Origin of the sequence: Cohnella massiliensis, assembly GCF_900169535.1 — a bacterium.
GTDB lineage: Bacteria > Bacillota > Bacilli > Paenibacillales > Paenibacillaceae > Cohnella > Cohnella algarum.
Genome location: NZ_LT821259.1, coordinates 1,350,997 through 1,366,903 on the forward strand (window position 1 = coordinate 1,350,997; position 15,907 = coordinate 1,366,903).

Genomic DNA, 15,907 nt, shown 5'->3' on the forward strand with positions numbered 1-15,907 from the left:
TATCGCCAAATCGTCTGAATCGCTCAGAATGATCAGGCCTGTTCGCATGCGACCTTGACAGGGGGTATGAGCTGTGAAATAATTATTTCCGGAAACGTTTCCTATATTATCGGAAAGAAATATACATTTCGGAGGTCACATCGGTGAGCAAACAAAAAGTCGCAGTCATTACGGGATCGGCTCAAGGAATAGGCAAAGGCTTGGCAGAGCGTCTGGCCAAAGACGGCTTTGCGATCGTACTTAGCGACATTAACGAAGCGGCATTGAACGCAGCGGTCAAAGAGTTCCAGGACAAAGGCATAAACGTGACGTCCATGGTCGGAAACGTCGCCAAGTTGGAGGATCAAGAGGCACTGGTTCAGAAAGCGGTCGATACTTTCGGCAGCGTGGACGTGTTTATTAATAATGCCGGGATCGAAGGTCAACTCGGTCCGATTACCCAAGTGGAACCGAAGCTTGTCGACCGCATCTTGGATATCAATGTGAAAGGCGTTATTTACGGCATTCGCGCAGCCGCCAATCAAATGATCAAGCAAGGAACGGGCGGCAAGATCATTAACGCATGCAGTATCGCCGGCCAGGAAGGCTTCGAAATGTTGAGCCCGTACTCCGCCACCAAGTTCGCGGTCAAAGGCCTGACGCAAGCCGCCGCCAAAGAACTGGCTAAATTTAAGATCAACGTAAACTCTTACTGCCCCGGTATCGTCGGAACCTCCATGTGGGAGCGTATCGACGAAGAAATGACGAAATTTATGGGCACCAAAAAGGGAGAAGCCTTCCAGAAGTACGCAGAGGGAATCGCTCTCGGCCGCACGCAAACTCCGGAGGATGTCGCCAACCTTGTCTCCTTCCTGGCGTCGTCCAACTCCGATTACATTACCGGCCAGAACATTTTGACCGATGGCGGCATGGTATTTAACTAATATAACGAATTAACCAAGGTTGCATAGAAGAAAAAAACCGGCTCATCAGAACGATCTGAGAGCCGGTTTCTTGTGTCTATCTGATTCCGGATTTGCTGGAATGCACGAAAGCGGAAGCTCCCAAAAGAGGGCTCATCGTCACCGGACCTTTTGACGGAATTTACGAATCGAACGAAGAAATCGACCGTTTGGTCAACGCGGAATTGACCAGGCGCGCCTTCGCGCCTTCCATGGAGTTCCGGGAATACCGCATGGATCCGGGCCTGTTCGCAACTTGGGAACAATTGAAAGCGGAGATTCCGCAGCGGATCGAAGCCCGCATCGAGGAGCTGCGCCGGTTGGAACGAAGCCTATAATTTCACCCGAGCCCTCGCCGAGCGGGCATACTCGGAAGGCGGCATGCCGGTTGCCTTCTTGAAGTCCCGCGAGAAATAATGAATGCTGCTGTAGCCGAGCATCGCGGCGATTTCCGTGAAGTTGTACTGCTGCTCGCGGATCAGCGTCTTGGCTTCCTCGATTTTCAGCTGCTTGAAATAATCCATCGGACCGGTCCCGACCTGCGCGTGAAAAATCTCCTTCAACCGGCTCTTGCCGAGATGATGCTCCTTGCACAGCCGGTCGAGCGTAAGCGGCTCGGAGAGGCGCGACCGCATGAACGAGACGATCCGTTCGGCCGTCTGCTGCTCCGCCTTCTCGGTCTGGAAGGAGGCGGGCTTGCGCGAGGACGGGGCCTCCTGCCGTTTGGCGTCGTCCAGCTGCCGGACCAGCGCGATCAGCAGCGTCTCGAGGCTGTTGCGCATCGCCTGTTCGCTGGCGAACGGAGCGTCCGTGCGGCTGACCAGCTCGTGAACGTGCGAATTGTCGTACGGCGGCTCGAAGGAGTGGAAGCCTTCCTGAAGCAGGAGCGACACCAAGTTCCGTTCCCGGGTGCCGAGCCGAACGACCCGGTTTTCGAATCGGGCCATATGCGGGGAGGAGCATTCGAAGGAAAGCACGAACAAATTGGGCGGCTTATGCTGCTGGCCGACCCGCACCGTATGAAATTCTCCCGGCTTATGGAAAATGATCGTTCCCTGTTCGAGCTGGTGCGTGCGGTCGTCCGCCCGGACCTCGACGGAACCCTTGTCCACGTACAGCAGCTCCCAGAAGTCGTGCTGTTCGCCCTCGAACACGTAGCCTTTGGCGAATTCGAAGTAATGGAACGAAATCAGCTTCCGCACCGCGATCATTTCCTTGAGCGTATGGCGAACGAATTCCATCGGCCGGTCCCTTCCTTTCCTCGCAAACCCTCGCTAACGTGCACCCTCGTTCCATTTGCATTCTATTATATTTCCAATTCCGATTGTGCAAAAGGTCCGGCCGATTTGCTAAAGGCGGGCGGCGGCGGCGGCTCTATAATAAGCGGTGACAACCGATTAAAGGAGGCTGCCGCCACGATGAAAAAGGGAATCAACATTTGGTCTTTTCCGGAAGGGATGGGCATCGAGGAGTGCATCGCGCTCGCCAATAAAGCCGGTTTCGACGGGATCGAACTGTCGTTGAACGAGACGGGACCGCTCGGACTGGAAAGCTCGGCCAAAGACGTGTTCGCCCTGCGCCGTTTCGCCGACAATGCCGGAATCGAGCTGTCCAGTCTTGCGAGCGGACTGTATTGGGATTACCCGCCGACGAGCGAGAGCAAGCAGGTGCGCGAGAAAGCGCTTGATATCGCAAAAAAGCAGCTGGAGTTTGCCGCCGTGCTCGGCGTCGACACCGTTCTGATCGTTCCCGGCGCCGTGGGCGTCGATTTTCTTCCGAATGCGCCCGTCGTGCCTTACGAACGGGCGTATGAGAACGCCCTGAACTTTTTCTCGGCTCTGGCGAAGGAAGCGGAAGCGGTGAAAGTTTCGGTCGGCATCGAAAACGTGTGGAACAAATTCCTGCTCTCCCCGCTCGAAATGCGCGGATTTATCGATACGATCGGCTCCGACTATGTCGGGTCTTACTTCGATGTCGGCAACGTCGTGTACGCCGGTTATCCCGAACACTGGATCTCGATTTTGAACAAGCGGATCAAGAAGGTTCATTTCAAGGATTATCGCCGGCAAGCGGGCGGCCTTCACGGCTTCGTCGACCTGCTGGCGGGCGACGTCGACTATCCGGAGGTCGTTCGCGCGCTGGAGGCGATCGGGTACGACGGCTACGTCATTGCCGAAATGATTCCGCCTTATACGCACCATACGCAGCAAATCGTTTACAATACGTCCGCGTCGATGGACGCGATTTTGGGAAGGACGGTACGCTGATGCTGAACATCGGACTGATCGGGCTCGGATTTATGGGGAGGACGCACCTGGAGAACTATTTGCGGCTGGAGCGGGAAGGCGCGCCCATTCGCGTCGTGGCGCTGTGCGACGTCGACGAGGCCAAGCTAAACGGCGGAGGCAGCGGCGGAAATATCGACACGGCGTCGGAGCACGAAATCGATTACGGCCGTTTCCGCAAGTATACGTCGGTGCAGGAGATGCTGGACCGCGAGGAGTTGGCGCTCGTCGACATCACGCTTCCGACGTTCCTCCACCGCGATGTGACGGTTCAATGCCTGAACGGCGGCGTTCACGTGCTGTGCGAAAAGCCGATGGCGATGAACGCCGCCGAATGCGACGAGATGATCGCGGCGGCGGAAGCGAACGGCAAGCGGCTTATGATCGGCCAATGCCTGCGCTTCTGGCCGGCTTATGTGTATCTGCAGGATCTTGTCACGAGCGAAAAGTTCGGCCGCGTGACGAGCGCTTACTTTTACCGCGGCGGGGGCACGCCGTCCTGGGGGCCCTGGGTGCTGAGGAATGAGCAGGGAGGAGGCGCTCTTCTCGATATGCACGTGCACGATACCGACATGGTCAACTGGCTGTTCGGCAAGCCGGAGGCGGTCTCCTGCTACGGGCGGAACGTCATTCCGGGCAGCGGCTACGACATTGTTTCGACTCACTACCGCTATGGCGACGACAAAATCGTTTCCTCCCACGTCGATTGGACGTTAAATGGGGATTTCGGCTTCGAGATGGGCTACAAAGTCAACTTCGAGCGCGGGAACGCGCAGTTCGACGGCAGCCGCGTCAAGGTGAACCCGAACGACGGGGCAGGCTATTACGCCGAGCTTCCGGCCGACCAAGGCTATTATTACCAGCTGAAGGCGTTCGCCGAAGCGATCGCCCGGGATTTGCCGCTCGATACGGCAACGCCGGAGAGCACGAGGGCCAGCATCGAAATCGTGACGGCGGAAAGAGCATCGGCGGACCGGCGCGGCGAATGGGTTCCGGTTCCGTAACGGATCTTTCATGACCAATCGGTATACGCTGCCTTTTCGTGCGGGCGCCGCACCCTTGAGCGGGGAAGAATGGGAGCGGCTGCCGCCGATCGACGTCGGCCGCCGGCTATGGCTGCGCACGGAGAATCCGCCCGAGACGCAGGCTCGCGCCTTTTATGACGAGGAGGCGCTGAACGTGAACTTCCGCGTATTCGAGGCGTCTCCCACCGTTCGGCATATGGCGGACGGCTCCCCCGTCTACGAGGACAGCTGCGTCGAGTTTTTCCTGCAGCCGCTGCCCGGGCAAGATCCGCGTTACTTAAACTTCGAGCTGAACGCGGCGGGAGCGCTGCTGCTTCAACTCGGAGCGAACGGGGAAGAACGGCGGCCGGTCGAAATCGACCGAAGCGTGTTCGGCATTCGCTCGGCGGTCGGCCTGTCCGATTCCGCCGCCGGACGCGTCCGATGGGAGCTTGCCTTCCGGATCCCGTTCGCGTTCCTGCGCCGATCGTTCCCCGATTTCCGGCCCGCTCCGGGCGTCCTCATGCGGGGAAATTTCTACAAATGCGGCGACCGGACCCCGAATCCGCATTATTTAAGCTGGCAGCCGGTCGACTCCGAACGGCCCGACTTCCACCGAAGCGAATGTTTCGGAGAGCTGTTGTTCGGCGAGTACGAAACAAGCGCCGGCCGTTGACCGGTTCGCGCCGGCGCCAATTACACTTGAAGTTCCTCTCCTTCGGGAGGGGAGCTTTTTTTGCGATAAGGCCATGGAACCCGCAGCAAGGAGGGCAGAGCGTTCCGAAAAAAATCGTAATAAGGCGCCCAAGCATTTGTCAGGGCCGATTTTATTAGCTATAATACTGAATGAACGTTCAGTAATATGGCGGAAAGGGGGAAGCTTCTTGAACAAGAAGCAATTGCAAAGCGAGCAAACGAAGAAAAAAATAGCCGACGCCTCCAGGGCGCTGTTTATCCATAAAGGCTACAACGCGTCTTCCATTGAGGATATCGTGAAGGCGACCGGCTGCAGCGCGGGGAACATCTATTACCATTTCAAGAGCAAGGAAGGGCTGTTTCTGCACTTGATCGAGGAGTCGGATCGGGAGTGGGAGGAGAAATGGCTGACCAAGGAGCCGCTCTTTTCGAACGCCACCGACAAGCTGTACGGAATGGCTGAGCATCTGGCGCACGAACAGCTGAATCATCCGATGACCAAAGCCGTCGACGAGTTTTTCAACAACTCGGTGAAAGACCCGGAGGTGGAGGAACGGATCAAACAACTGATCAAGGGTTATGTCGAGTTTAATGAACAGTTGCTGCAGCAGGGGATCGACAACGGCGAATTCAAACCGATGAACGTGACCGGAATGGCCGTCATGCTGGACAGCCTGTTGTACGGGTTAAGCCAGCACACCAGGAGCATGCAGCGGGAAGAGGCGCTGGAGGCTTACCGGTTGGCGATCGACGTGTTTTTGCATGGCGTTGCCCAACCGTCGGCATAGCTTTTTTTTTCGCAACATCTAGAATAATCGTTCAGTATTTTGGTTTAAGCATGGAGGAATAAAAAATGGCATTATTGTTGAAAAATCGCGGCGCCCTGCTGATCCTGATGTTGAATCTGTTTCTGGTTTTTACCGGAATCGGACTTATTATTCCGATCATGCCGAAGTTCATGAACGAATTGGGGATCGGCGGCAGCCTCATGGGCCTGCTCGTCGCCACGTTTTCGTTGACGCAGTTTCTCTTTTCCCCGTTGGCGGGCCGAATGGCCGATTCGTTCGGAAGAAAACGGATGATCGTGATCGGCATGCTCGTGTTCGCCTTCTCCGAAGCGCTTTTCGGCATGGCCAGCTCGCCGGTTCTGTTGTTCGTCTCCCGAATGCTCGGCGGCATCAGCGCCGCCATGATCATGCCGGCCGTCATGGCGTACGCGGCGGATATCACGACGAACGAACAGCGCGCGGCAGGGATGGGGTACATTAACGCAGCGATTACGACGGGCTTTATTATCGGGCCCGGCATCGGCGGCTATATCGCGGAATTCGGCATCCGCGCCCCCTTTTACGCCGCGGCGGTCGCGGGGTTGATCGCGGCATTCGTCACGCTGGTCGTTCTCCGGGAATCGCTGCCTTCGAGAGAAGAGAAGTTCGATGCTCCTTCTGCGGCGAAACCGCGGGAAAGCCTCCTTTCCCAGCTTGCGCGTTCTTACCGGGAGCCTTATTTTTTGAGCTTGATCATCGTCTTTGTCATGTCCTTCGGCTTGGCCAATTTCGAAACGGTTTTCGGTCTGTTTGTCGATCACAAGTTCGGGTTCGAGCCCAAAGATATCGCCTTCATCATCACGTTCGGCTCGATCGCCGGCGCCGTGGTCCAACTGACGGCGTTCAGCTGGATTTTGAACCGTTTCGGCGAAAAGCGCGTCATTTCGGTTTGTCTTTTCTTTGCCGGCGCGTTTATTCTGATGACGCTGTTCGTTCACAAATTCTGGTTGATTTTTGCCGTTACGTTTATCGTATTTCTGGCGATCGATATTTTGCGCCCGGCCATCGGGACCCAGATGTCGAGGCTTGCCGAGGATCAGCAGGGCTACGTTGCCGGCCTTAACTCGGCCTTTACGAGTCTCGGCAATATCGCGGGGCCGATCGTGGCGGGATTTTTGTTCGATTTGAACGTCAACTACCCGTACGCGCTCGCCTGCGCGGTTTTGCTGCTCTGCTTCGTCTTTTCGCTGAGAGTCGGAAAACGGAAAGCCGTCGCGGCGGCTTGACGTCACGGATGGCAAGCAAAGGGATGAACCGAGAAAATCGAGTTCATTCCTTTTTTATTGGTTTATCGCCCGTTTTTCGGCCCGTTCGTGCGTCAAGGTCTTTCATTTTTTTGACCTTCTTGTGTATAGTAGTCTCGAAAGACGGAAAATGGGAGATTGATTCAATGAACAGGCTCGGGCGGTTGAATACGCTGCGCAACCAGATTTTTCTCGGCTTTATGGCAGTCATGCTGATCGTGCTCGGGGCGGTCGGTTTTTTCACCTACGGACAGGTATCCGCCTTGCTGCGCGACAACGCGGAAAAGCACATCCGGCAGACGGCGGTTCAGGCCGCGGGGAAGCTGGACGTGCTGCTGCGGCAGGTCGATACGTTCACGGCGCAGGTGGCGACGAGCGCGACGATCCAGGAGCGGATGGCGCAGGAGCTCGACGGCCGCAAAACGAGCTTTGCGGAGCGGCAGTCGATGCAGCAGGAAATCCGGAAAAACGAGGCGTACGCCACCGGCATCCGGTCGCTCGAGCTGTATACGACCGATTACCGGATGCTCTTTCCGCTTACGGAAGGGAGCCTGAACGGCCGCGTGCCGGAGGCATGGATTCGGGCGGCGGATGCCGGCAAGGGACGGCTCGCCTGGCTCGGCGTCGACCCCCGCGACCCGGACGCCGTCGTGGCGATCCGCAACGTGCGGCTGGTCGACCGGTCGTTCGCGTATGCGGGCTATTTGCTGGTGCGCGTCGAGAAAAGCTACTTCGAGCTGACGGACGAAAATGAAAGCGTTGACAGCCCCGATCGGGAACGGATGGGCCTGTTCGACGGGGCGGGGCAGGTCGTCGCCTCCGATTTTCCGGAAGGCGCCGACGCGGAGCGGATTTTACGGTCCGGCGAGGAAGAAAGCGTCCGGGTGGGCGGCGAGGACTACATGGCGATTGAGAGGCGGTCCGAAGCGGCGGGCTGGCGGATCGTCATTTTGACGCCAGTCGATTACGCGACCGAGGGCATTTCCGTCCTCCGCACGGTCGTGCTCGTCGCCGTCGTGATCGGCGGGGTTTTGTTTCTGGTGCTGACGTTCATTTTGTCCACGATGATTACCCGTCCGATCCTGAACCTGATCAAGGCGATGCGCAACGCCAAGCTCGGGACGCTCAGGCCGATTTCCGTCACGTTTTCCGCGATGGAAATCAACGAACTGAACAATACGTACAACCAGATGGTCGGCTCGCTGAACGAGCTGATCGAGGTCGTTTACGAGAAGGAAATCGTGCAAAGCCGGACGGAGCTGAAGGCGCTGCAGGCGCAAATCAATCCGCATTTTCTGTTCAATACGCTGGAAGCGTTCTATTGGGCGCTGGAGGACAATGGCGATGATGAGCTCGCCGAAATCGTCGTCGCCATGTCCGGGTTATTCCGATACGTCATCTCGCGGGCGGATGAGGAGGAATGGGTGACGGTCGGAGACGAGCTGGACCACGCGGAGCGCTATTTGAAAATTATGGACATGCGGATGGTGGACCGGCTGGCCTGGCGCATCGAGGCGGACGAGGAAAGCCGGCGCACGCCGATTCCGAAGCTGCTCGTTCAGCCGCTCGTGGAGAACGCGATTCTCCACGGCGTCGAGCAGCGGCTCGGCCGCGGAGAGGTCGGCGTTCGCGCCGAGCCATCGGACCGGCCGGGCTTTATCCGCGTCGAAGTGGCGGACAACGGTCCGGGCATCGACGCGGAGCGAATCCGCGAGCTGCGGGAGTCGCTTGCGCAAGGCGCGGGCGGCCGCTCGTCCAAAGGCAGCGGCGTCGGTCTTGCCAACGTGGAAAAAAGGCTGCGCCTATATTACGCGTCGGCCGGAGAGGGCCTGATCGTCGAAAGCGCGCCAGGCGTCGGCACGAAAGTTTCTTTTGAAATACCGGACCACCGCGGGAGGGAAAAAACGGGATGAAAACGATACTGGTTGTCGACGACGAACCGAGAACGAGGGAAGGCGTGCGCAAGGCGCTGGAGGCGTGGGGAGCGGGACGCTGCCGCGTCGCCGCCGCGGCAAGCGGCGCGGAGGCGCTCGAATGGCTGGAACGTCAGGAGGCCAATTTGCTCATTACCGACGTCCGGATGCCGCAAATCGGCGGCCTCGAGCTGGTCGAACGGGTGGCCAGGCTTCCGCATCCGCCCGTCGTCCTGATCATTTCGGGCCATCCGGAATTCGATTACGCCCGGCGCGCGCTGCAATACGGGGTCGTCGACTACTTGCTGAAGCCGCTGGACAAGAAGAGGCTTGTCCAGGCGGTCGAGACGGCCCTGAAGCGGGAGGAAGACCATCACCGGATCGAACGGATGGAGAAGCTGGTCGATCCGAAGCTGCTCGTCGTCTCCGGCGAGGAACGGGCGTACGGGCCGCAAGTGCAGGAGGCGGTGCGGTATATCCGCGAGCATATGCACGAGCCGATTACGCTGCGGGACCTTGCCGAGCTGCTGCACGTGAACGCGAGCTATTTCAGCGTGCTGTTCAAGGAGCAGACGGGACTTACGTTCAGCGAATATTTGACGCGGCGGCGAATGCAGAGGGCGAAGGAGCTGCTGGCCGGCACGCGCCTCTCCGTGAACGAAATCGCGGAGCGGACGGGCTATCAAACCGCCAAATACTTCGTCAAGGTGTTCCGCTCGCTGGAGGGCGCAAGCCCCGGCCAATACCGGAGGAGCGTCGCGGAGTCCGAAGAAACGATCCAATAAAAGTAGTATTTTTCCTAACCGCCGTGACCTTATCCCGCAGCCCCGCCGTTGCTAGAATGAGGAAGTGGAAACCAAATTTATCGTTTGCGGAAAAGGGGTTGTAAACGTGTTCAAAAAAAGCGGGAACATCCTGTTGCTGACCTTGTCCCTGGCCCTTGCCCTGGCCGGCTGCGGCGGCGGCAACGGCACGGCCGGCGATGCAGCCGGGAACGCCTCCGGGAGCGGCAGCGGAGGAAGCGCCGAGGCGACGGCAAGCGGCGGAAATGAAAGCGGTTCCGACAAAGTGGAGATCAGCTTCATGCACCTGTGGCCGGAAGGCATCTCCGCCGGACAAAACAAAATCGTCAACCAGATCATCGAACAATACGAAACCGAGTTTCCGAACGTGACGATCAAACCGGAAGTGCTGGAAAACGAGCAGTACAAAAACAAATTGAAAGTGCTTTCGGCTTCCAACCAGCTGCCGGACGTCGGCGTCACCTGGGCGGCGGGCTTCCTTCAGCCTTACGTGGAAGGCGGACTGTTTACGCCGCTGGACGATTTGCTGGGCGGAGAATTGAGCGGCAAGTTCGTCAACGGCACGACCGAGGCGTACGCCATCGATGGCAAAACGTACGGCCTGCCGCTTGAATTCAACATAACGCCGGTTTACTACAACAAGGCGATCTTCGAAAAATACAGCCTCGCAGTACCGGAAACGTACGAGCAGTTCAAGCAAGTCGTCGCCGCGCTCGCGGACAACGGCGTCGCGCCGATCGCGCTCGGAAACAAGGACCGGTGGACCGGCTCGCTTTGGTACATGTATTTGGCGGACCGGTTCGCGGGGCAAGAGGCGCTGTCGAACGCGATCGGCGGCTCCGGCTCGTTCGGCGACGAAAGCCTGGTCAAGGCGGCCGCGGAGGTGCAGGCGCTCGTCGACGCCGGGGCGTTCGTGAAGGGCTTCAACGGCTTGTCGAACGAGGAAGGCAAAGCCGAGTTTTTGAATGGCAACGCCGCGATGTACATGATGGGCACGTGGGAGCTTCCGAATTTTACGACGAACGAAGACATCCCGAAGGAATTCCGCGACAGCGTCGGCTTCTTCAAGTTCCCGACGGCGGACGGAGGCAAGGGGAATATCGACAGCTGGGTCGGCGGGCCGGGCGTCGGACTGTTCGTGGCGGAGAACTCGAAGGTGAAGGACGAAGCGAAAGCGTTCGTGGAATATTTCGTGCAAAAATGGGGCGAGCTGTCCGTAACCGGAGCCGGCGTCATTCCGGCGACGAAGGTGGATACGTCCGCGCTGCAACTGCCGCAGCTTTACGTCGACCTGTTCAACGAGATGAACCGGGCCAGCAGCATCACGCTGTTCGCCGACGTGCAAATGCCGGCCGCCGCCGCGGAAACGCATCTGAACGCGATTCAGTCGCTGTTCGGCAAAGCGGTAACGCCGGAGCAATTTTCCGAGGAGCACGACGCGGCCGTATCCGAAGCGAAGTGACGAATGCGGGATCGGGCGCTTGCCGCGGAAGGCGTATCGCCGCGCAAGCGCTCGCCGTCAAGAAAGGAGTCGGCCCCGTTGGACAAAGTTTTATCGGACAAGAGGGTCATCGCGCTGTATGTGCTGCCGTCGCTGCTGCTGATTCTCGCCGTCGTGTACGTTCCGATCGCGCTGACCGGCTACTACGGGCTGAACGAATGGAACGGGATCGGGGCGATGACGTTTATCGGCCTGGATCATTACCGGGCTTTGCTTCAGGACCGCACGTTCTGGGACAGCGCCGGACACTCGCTGCTGCTCGCCGTATTTTCGACCGCGAGCCTCGTCCTCTATTTTATCGTCGCGCTGCTGCTGTCGGCGAAGCTTCGGGGCGTCAACCTGTTTCGCAAAATGTATTTGATCCCGATGCTGCTGTCCTCCGTCGCGATCGCGCAGCTGTGGCTGAAAGTGTTTCATCCGAGCAGCGGGATCCTGAACCGGCTGCTTGAATCCGTCGGCGTCGCGAATCCTCCCGCCTGGCTGGCCGAGCCCTCGCTCGTCCTGTACGCCTTGTTCGTTCCGATTTTGTGGCAGTACGCGGGCTTTTATATTCTCATTTACTACGCGGCGCTTGTCCAGATTCCGTCATCCCTCGTCGAAGCGGCGAAAATCGACGGAGCGAACGCCTTCCAGATCGCCCGCAAAATCAAGCTTCCGCTCGCCATGGAGGTCGTCAAAGTGACGGTCGTCCTTGCGGTCGTCGGCTCGCTGAAATATTTCGACCTCATCTACGTGATGACGGACGGGGGACCGAACGGCGCGAGCGAAGTGATGGCGTCCTACATGTACCGCCAGGCGTTCAAATCGTACGACTTCGGCTACGGCAGCGCGATCGGCTTTTTCCTGCTCGTCATCTGTCTTGTCGTTACCTGGGTCATCCGCAAGCTGACGGCTTCGAAAGATAAAATCGAATATTCGTAGGAGGGTGGTTCCGATGTCCGAAATCGCGGCGAAAACGGAGCCCTTGCATCGGAGGGCCGGAGCGGGAACGGCCGGCAAGCTCGGGTATGCCTTCCTGTATGCCGCGCTGACCGCCGTCGCCGTTTTTCAGCTGTTTCCGCTCGTCTGGCTGCTGCTGTTTTCGCTCAAAAACAACCAGGAAGCGTTCGGCCTTCCTCCGCTTGCGCTTCCGGCCGATCCGAAATGGGAAAATTACGCCAAAGTATGGAGCGCGGGCAACCTCGACGTTTATTTTTTCAACAGCGTCTGGATTACGCTCGTTTCGACGGCGGCGACGATTCTGCTCGGAAGCTTCGTCACCTATGCGATCGCGAGGATGAGGTGGAAGGGCAGCTCGTTCGCGCTGGGGCTGTTCATGACGGCGATGATGATTCCCGTTCACTCGACGCTCATTCCGCTGTTCGGCATGTTCAACCGGGCGCATCTGATCGACCATCCGCTGTCGCTTATCCTGGCCTACGTGGCGTTCAATCTGCCGATCACGATCATGATCCTGCTCGGTTTTTACTACGCGCTGCCGAAGGAAGTGGAGGAAGCGGCGGTCATCGACGGCTGCTCCGTGAACCGGATGTTTTTCCGGATCGTGCTGCCGATGACCGGCTCGGTCGTCGCGACGACCGGGATCATCAACATGATTTACAACTGGAACGAATTTATTTTCGTCAATACGTTCATCAGCTCCGACGCTTTCAAGACGCTGACGGTCGGAGTGCAGAACTTTATCGGCCAATATACGACCGACTGGGGGGCGATCGGCGCGACGCTCGTGATCAGCATGCTGCCGATTTTGCTCGCGTTTCTGTTCCTGAGCGACCGGATCGTCGAAGGCCTTGCGGCCGGGGCGGTCAAAGGGTAAGGGCGGCAACGCCGCTTTCGCAATGCGCTCGTTTATGCTATACTAAAAAGAACTTCTAGGAACGGAGGGTTGTTCTACAGTGGGTGTTATTAATTACGGAAGATTTCGTTTCGACGCTTTGACCTATTAATTTAATAGCGTTCAAAGGCTCTGCCTGCGCGCGGAGCAAACGGAATCGGTCTGCCCATTGTAGGATACCCATTTTGCGCGATCAAGAGGGGGGCGGTGCGTCCCTCTCTTCTTTGCGTTTTCATTCATCCGTATATGGAAGGAGCGGCATCCCCTTCGAATCGCCGGATATGCGGCGTTCGCACGGGAACGTTCCCGGACCCGTCACGCCTTCCGGGCGAATCTTGCCGTTCGGGCAAGGTTTGTTTGCGATTCGGAAAGGATCGGTTTCATGCGGAACCCTCCTCCGAATCGTTGCCGACAAAAACGATAAGCCCTGTTTACAGGATGACGAAATCGTTTTTACTTGGGCATTTAGAAAAAAGGGCGCGTCCCTTCCGTTTTTCCGCCGCAGGCCCCGAGCCTGCGGTTTTTTTTCATTTCAAAAAAAAGGAAAAACGGGAGGAAAACGAGATGCAACATGGAAACAAACGCCGCCGGAAGGCGAGAAAATGCAAGTCCGGGCCGAACTTCTCCGGCCAGCATCTGCTGCATAACCCGAAAACGATCGGAGACATGATCGGGATCGTTTCGCCCCGCCAGGAGGACCTGGTGCTGGATATTGGCGCCGGCAAGGGGGCTTTGACGTTTCCGCTCGCCGGGAAAGCGGGAAGAGTGATCGCCGTGGAAAACGATCCGGCTTTCGCCGGAGCGCTGCGGAAAAAGGCGGAGCTATCGGCCAAGATCGCGGTGGCGGAAAAGGACTTCCGGGAGATGAAGCTGCCGAATCGCCCCTTTTGCGTCGTATCCAACATTCCGTTTTCGATCACGACGGCGGTAATGGAGAAGTTGATGGGATCCGATGGCGTTTCGTTTCGGGGAGGCGCGCTCCTGATCGAATACGGCGCCGCCCGGCGTTTTACGGCCGAACGGACGGCCGACCCGCGGGTGCTGGCCTGGCGGATGAACTTCGAGCTGAAGCTGATCAAAGAGGTGCCGCGTACCCATTTCGCGCCGCCTCCGCAGGTGGACGGCGCGATCCTGCGTATCGTCCGCAAGGAGCGCCCGCTGCTCGGGCCCGGGCAGCACCGGGCATTTCATGCGTTCGCATCCTATGCGTTGCGGGATCCGCGGCTGCCGTTGGCGGAGGCGCTGAAGGGCATCTTTACCGCTCCGCAGCTCAAAATCGCGCTCAAGGAAGCGATGGCGGACCGCGGCGATCCGGCGATGGCATTGCGGGAAGCCCAATGGGCAAAACTGTTTCAAACGATGGTCGCCAAGGTTCCTTCGTTCCGATGGCCGAGAGGGAAGTAAGCGGCGCGGGATTGCCGGCATCGGATCGAGGCGAGGGGTTCGTCCGATTGACGGGCAGATTGACATTCTCTATCTGTTACTCATATAATTACAGTACGGAAACTGTAGGAATGAATGAAACAGTTTGGTGCCCTCGATTGGATGGCGATGACCGAGTCGTTTTCGCCTTCTCATGACAAACTAAAGGTTCGTTCCCTCCATCACGTTTGCGCATGAGTAAGCCGGTTTGAAACAACTATATTTACATTACCTTGAGAAAGACCACAGGGAGGACACCGTCTGCCATGAATGCCAAATTTAGTTCTTTGATGAGCCCCATAACGCTCCGGAGCGGCATCGCCGTCCAAAATCGGATCGTCATGGCGCCGATGACGAATTTTTCTTCAAACGAGGACGGGACCGTCACGGATGCGGAAATCGCCTATTACGCCCGCCGCTCGAAAGGGGTCGGCATGGTCGTTACCGCCTGCGCGTACGTAACGCCCAACGGGAAAGGCTTTCCCGGCGAGTTCGCGGCCGACCGCGATGACATGATCCCGAGCTTGCGGCGGCTGGCGTCCGCCATTCGGGAGCAGGGGGCCAAGGCGGTGCTCCAGATTTTCCACGGCGGCCGCGCTTGCCCGCCGAATCTCGTCCCGAACGGCGACGTCGTCAGCGCCGGCACCGTGCCGGCCGAAAACGGGGCGGTGCCGCGCGAGCTGACGGAAGACGAAGCCGAAGCGATCGTCCGGGATTTCGGCGCCGCCGCGCGACGGGCGATCGAAGCCGGCTTCGACGGCGTCGAAATTCACGGCGCGAACGGCTACTTGATCCAGCAGTTCTACTCGCCGCATACGAACCGCCGCAACGACCGGTGGGGCGGAGACGCGGAAAAGCGCCTGGCGTTTCCGCTCGCCGTCGTCGACGCGGTGAAAGCTGCGGTGCGGGAGCATGCGAAGCGGCCGTTCGCCGTCGGCTACCGGTTTTCCCCGGAAGAACCCGAGGAGCCGGGACTGACGATGGCCGAGACGTTCCGGCTCATCGACGCGCTGGCCGAACAGTCGCTCGATTACCTCCACGTCTCGCTGCAGGAATTCTGGTCCGCGCCGCGCCGCGGAGCGGACGCAAGCAAGCCGCGCATCGAATGGATCGTCGAACGCGCGGCCGGGCGCGTGCCCGTCATCGGCGTCGGTTCGATCCGCACGCCGGATGAAGCGGCAAAAGCGCTGCGGTCGGGCGTCGAATTCGTCGCCCTCGGCCGGGAACTGATCGTGGAGCCCGACTGGGTGGCGAAAGTCGAGGAAGGCCGGGAGGACGACATTCGGACGACGCTGACGAAGGACGACCAGGCCGAGCTCGTCGTACCGGATCCGCTCTGGCAAGCCATCGTCAACAGTCCGGGCTGGTTCCCGGTCGTCGAGCCGAAGCGCTGACGCGAAACGAATACAAACAACGAGCGGCCTTCGTCCCGGGTTC

The 15,907-nt window shown here is 58.6% G+C and carries 15 protein-coding genes; 14 read left to right on the top strand and 1 reads right to left on the bottom strand.

Going from position 1 to position 15,907, the window contains the following annotated elements; all coding sequences use genetic code 11:
* Positions 1-143: 143 nt before the first annotated feature.
* Together B7E11_RS19955 and B7E11_RS19960 are read left to right on the top strand one after the other, a co-directional pair.
* Positions 144-923 (top strand): acetoin reductase, encoded by a 780-nt coding sequence (locus B7E11_RS19955; protein ID WP_080837948.1) that lies wholly within the window; start codon positions 144-146, stop codon positions 921-923.
* 92 nt (positions 924-1,015) lie between these two features.
* Positions 1,016-1,279, top strand: a complete 264-nt coding sequence (locus B7E11_RS19960; RefSeq protein WP_080837951.1) for a hypothetical protein — start codon at positions 1,016-1,018, stop codon at positions 1,277-1,279.
* Here B7E11_RS19960 and B7E11_RS19965 read toward each other — a convergent pair.
* Complete coding sequence (locus B7E11_RS19965) at positions 1,274-2,182, bottom strand: AraC family transcriptional regulator (protein ID WP_080837955.1); 909 nt, start codon at positions 2,180-2,182, stop codon at positions 1,274-1,276. The two genes, B7E11_RS19960 and B7E11_RS19965, sit on opposite strands and share 6 nt — an antisense overlap.
* A 177-nt stretch (positions 2,183-2,359) precedes the next feature.
* Here B7E11_RS19965 and B7E11_RS19970 point away from each other — a divergent pair, with 177 nt between their 5' ends.
* The 12 genes from B7E11_RS19970 to B7E11_RS20025 all read left to right on the top strand — a co-directional run bounded on the left by B7E11_RS19970 (position 2,360) and on the right by B7E11_RS20025 (position 15,864).
* Positions 2,360-3,208, top strand: a complete 849-nt coding sequence (locus B7E11_RS19970) for a sugar phosphate isomerase/epimerase family protein (protein WP_080837958.1) — start codon at positions 2,360-2,362, stop codon at positions 3,206-3,208.
* Positions 3,208-4,230 (top strand): Gfo/Idh/MocA family protein, encoded by a 1,023-nt coding sequence (locus B7E11_RS19975; protein WP_080837959.1) that lies wholly within the window; start codon positions 3,208-3,210, stop codon positions 4,228-4,230. Before B7E11_RS19970 ends, B7E11_RS19975 begins: the two co-directional genes overlap by 1 nt.
* A 55-nt stretch (positions 4,231-4,285) precedes the next feature.
* Positions 4,286-4,906, top strand: coding sequence for a carbohydrate-binding family 9-like protein (locus tag B7E11_RS19980; RefSeq protein ID WP_176220831.1), 621 nt, complete (start codon positions 4,286-4,288; stop codon positions 4,904-4,906).
* Between the two features lie 208 nt (positions 4,907-5,114).
* Complete coding sequence (locus B7E11_RS19985; protein WP_080837963.1) at positions 5,115-5,714, top strand: TetR/AcrR family transcriptional regulator; 600 nt, start codon at positions 5,115-5,117, stop codon at positions 5,712-5,714.
* Positions 5,715-5,779: 65 nt separating this feature from the next.
* Positions 5,780-6,979, top strand: a complete 1,200-nt coding sequence (locus B7E11_RS19990) for an MFS transporter (protein ID WP_080837966.1) — start codon at positions 5,780-5,782, stop codon at positions 6,977-6,979.
* A gap of 164 nt (positions 6,980-7,143) precedes the next feature.
* Positions 7,144-8,910 carry a cache domain-containing sensor histidine kinase gene (locus tag B7E11_RS19995; protein WP_080837969.1) on the top strand — a complete coding sequence of 589 codons (1,767 nt, stop codon included), beginning with the start codon at positions 7,144-7,146 and terminating at the stop codon, positions 8,908-8,910.
* Positions 8,907-9,695 carry a response regulator transcription factor gene (locus B7E11_RS20000; RefSeq protein WP_080837972.1) on the top strand — a complete coding sequence of 263 codons (789 nt, stop codon included), beginning with the start codon at positions 8,907-8,909 and terminating at the stop codon, positions 9,693-9,695. Before B7E11_RS19995 ends, B7E11_RS20000 begins: the two co-directional genes overlap by 4 nt.
* A 106-nt stretch (positions 9,696-9,801) precedes the next feature.
* Positions 9,802-11,175, top strand: a complete 1,374-nt coding sequence (locus B7E11_RS20005; protein ID WP_080840906.1) for an extracellular solute-binding protein — start codon at positions 9,802-9,804, stop codon at positions 11,173-11,175.
* Between the two features lie 78 nt (positions 11,176-11,253).
* Positions 11,254-12,135: a carbohydrate ABC transporter permease gene (locus tag B7E11_RS20010; RefSeq protein ID WP_080840907.1), complete on the top strand. Its 882-nt coding sequence runs from the start codon at positions 11,254-11,256 to the stop codon at positions 12,133-12,135.
* 13 nt (positions 12,136-12,148) lie between these two features.
* Positions 12,149-13,030, top strand: a complete 882-nt coding sequence (locus B7E11_RS20015) for a carbohydrate ABC transporter permease (RefSeq protein WP_080837974.1) — start codon at positions 12,149-12,151, stop codon at positions 13,028-13,030.
* Between the two features lie 582 nt (positions 13,031-13,612).
* Positions 13,613-14,452, top strand: coding sequence for a 23S ribosomal RNA methyltransferase Erm (gene erm, locus B7E11_RS20020; RefSeq protein ID WP_139787264.1), 840 nt, complete (start codon positions 13,613-13,615; stop codon positions 14,450-14,452).
* Between the two features lie 284 nt (positions 14,453-14,736).
* Positions 14,737-15,864, top strand: a complete 1,128-nt coding sequence (locus tag B7E11_RS20025; protein WP_080837978.1) for an NADH-dependent flavin oxidoreductase — start codon at positions 14,737-14,739, stop codon at positions 15,862-15,864.
* Positions 15,865-15,907 lie beyond the last annotated feature (43 nt).

What these genes read in the sequence shown, in the direction of transcription:
- B7E11_RS19965 (WP_080837955.1), bottom strand. Translation starts at nt 2,182, where the DNA reads ATGGAATTCGTTCGCCATACGCTCAAGGAAATGATCGCGGTGCGGAAG.
- B7E11_RS19970 (WP_080837958.1), top strand. Translation starts at nt 2,360, where the DNA reads ATGAAAAAGGGAATCAACATTTGGTCTTTTCCGGAAGGGATGGGCATC.
- B7E11_RS19975 (WP_080837959.1), top strand. Translation starts at nt 3,208, where the DNA reads ATGCTGAACATCGGACTGATCGGGCTCGGATTTATGGGGAGGACGCAC.
- B7E11_RS19990 (WP_080837966.1), top strand. Translation starts at nt 5,780, where the DNA reads ATGGCATTATTGTTGAAAAATCGCGGCGCCCTGCTGATCCTGATGTTG.
- B7E11_RS19995 (WP_080837969.1), top strand. Translation starts at nt 7,144, where the DNA reads ATGAACAGGCTCGGGCGGTTGAATACGCTGCGCAACCAGATTTTTCTC.
- B7E11_RS20000 (WP_080837972.1), top strand. Translation starts at nt 8,907, where the DNA reads ATGAAAACGATACTGGTTGTCGACGACGAACCGAGAACGAGGGAAGGC.
- B7E11_RS20015 (WP_080837974.1), top strand. Translation starts at nt 12,149, where the DNA reads ATGTCCGAAATCGCGGCGAAAACGGAGCCCTTGCATCGGAGGGCCGGA.
- erm (WP_139787264.1), top strand. Translation starts at nt 13,613, where the DNA reads ATGCAACATGGAAACAAACGCCGCCGGAAGGCGAGAAAATGCAAGTCC.
- B7E11_RS20025 (WP_080837978.1), top strand. Translation starts at nt 14,737, where the DNA reads ATGAATGCCAAATTTAGTTCTTTGATGAGCCCCATAACGCTCCGGAGC.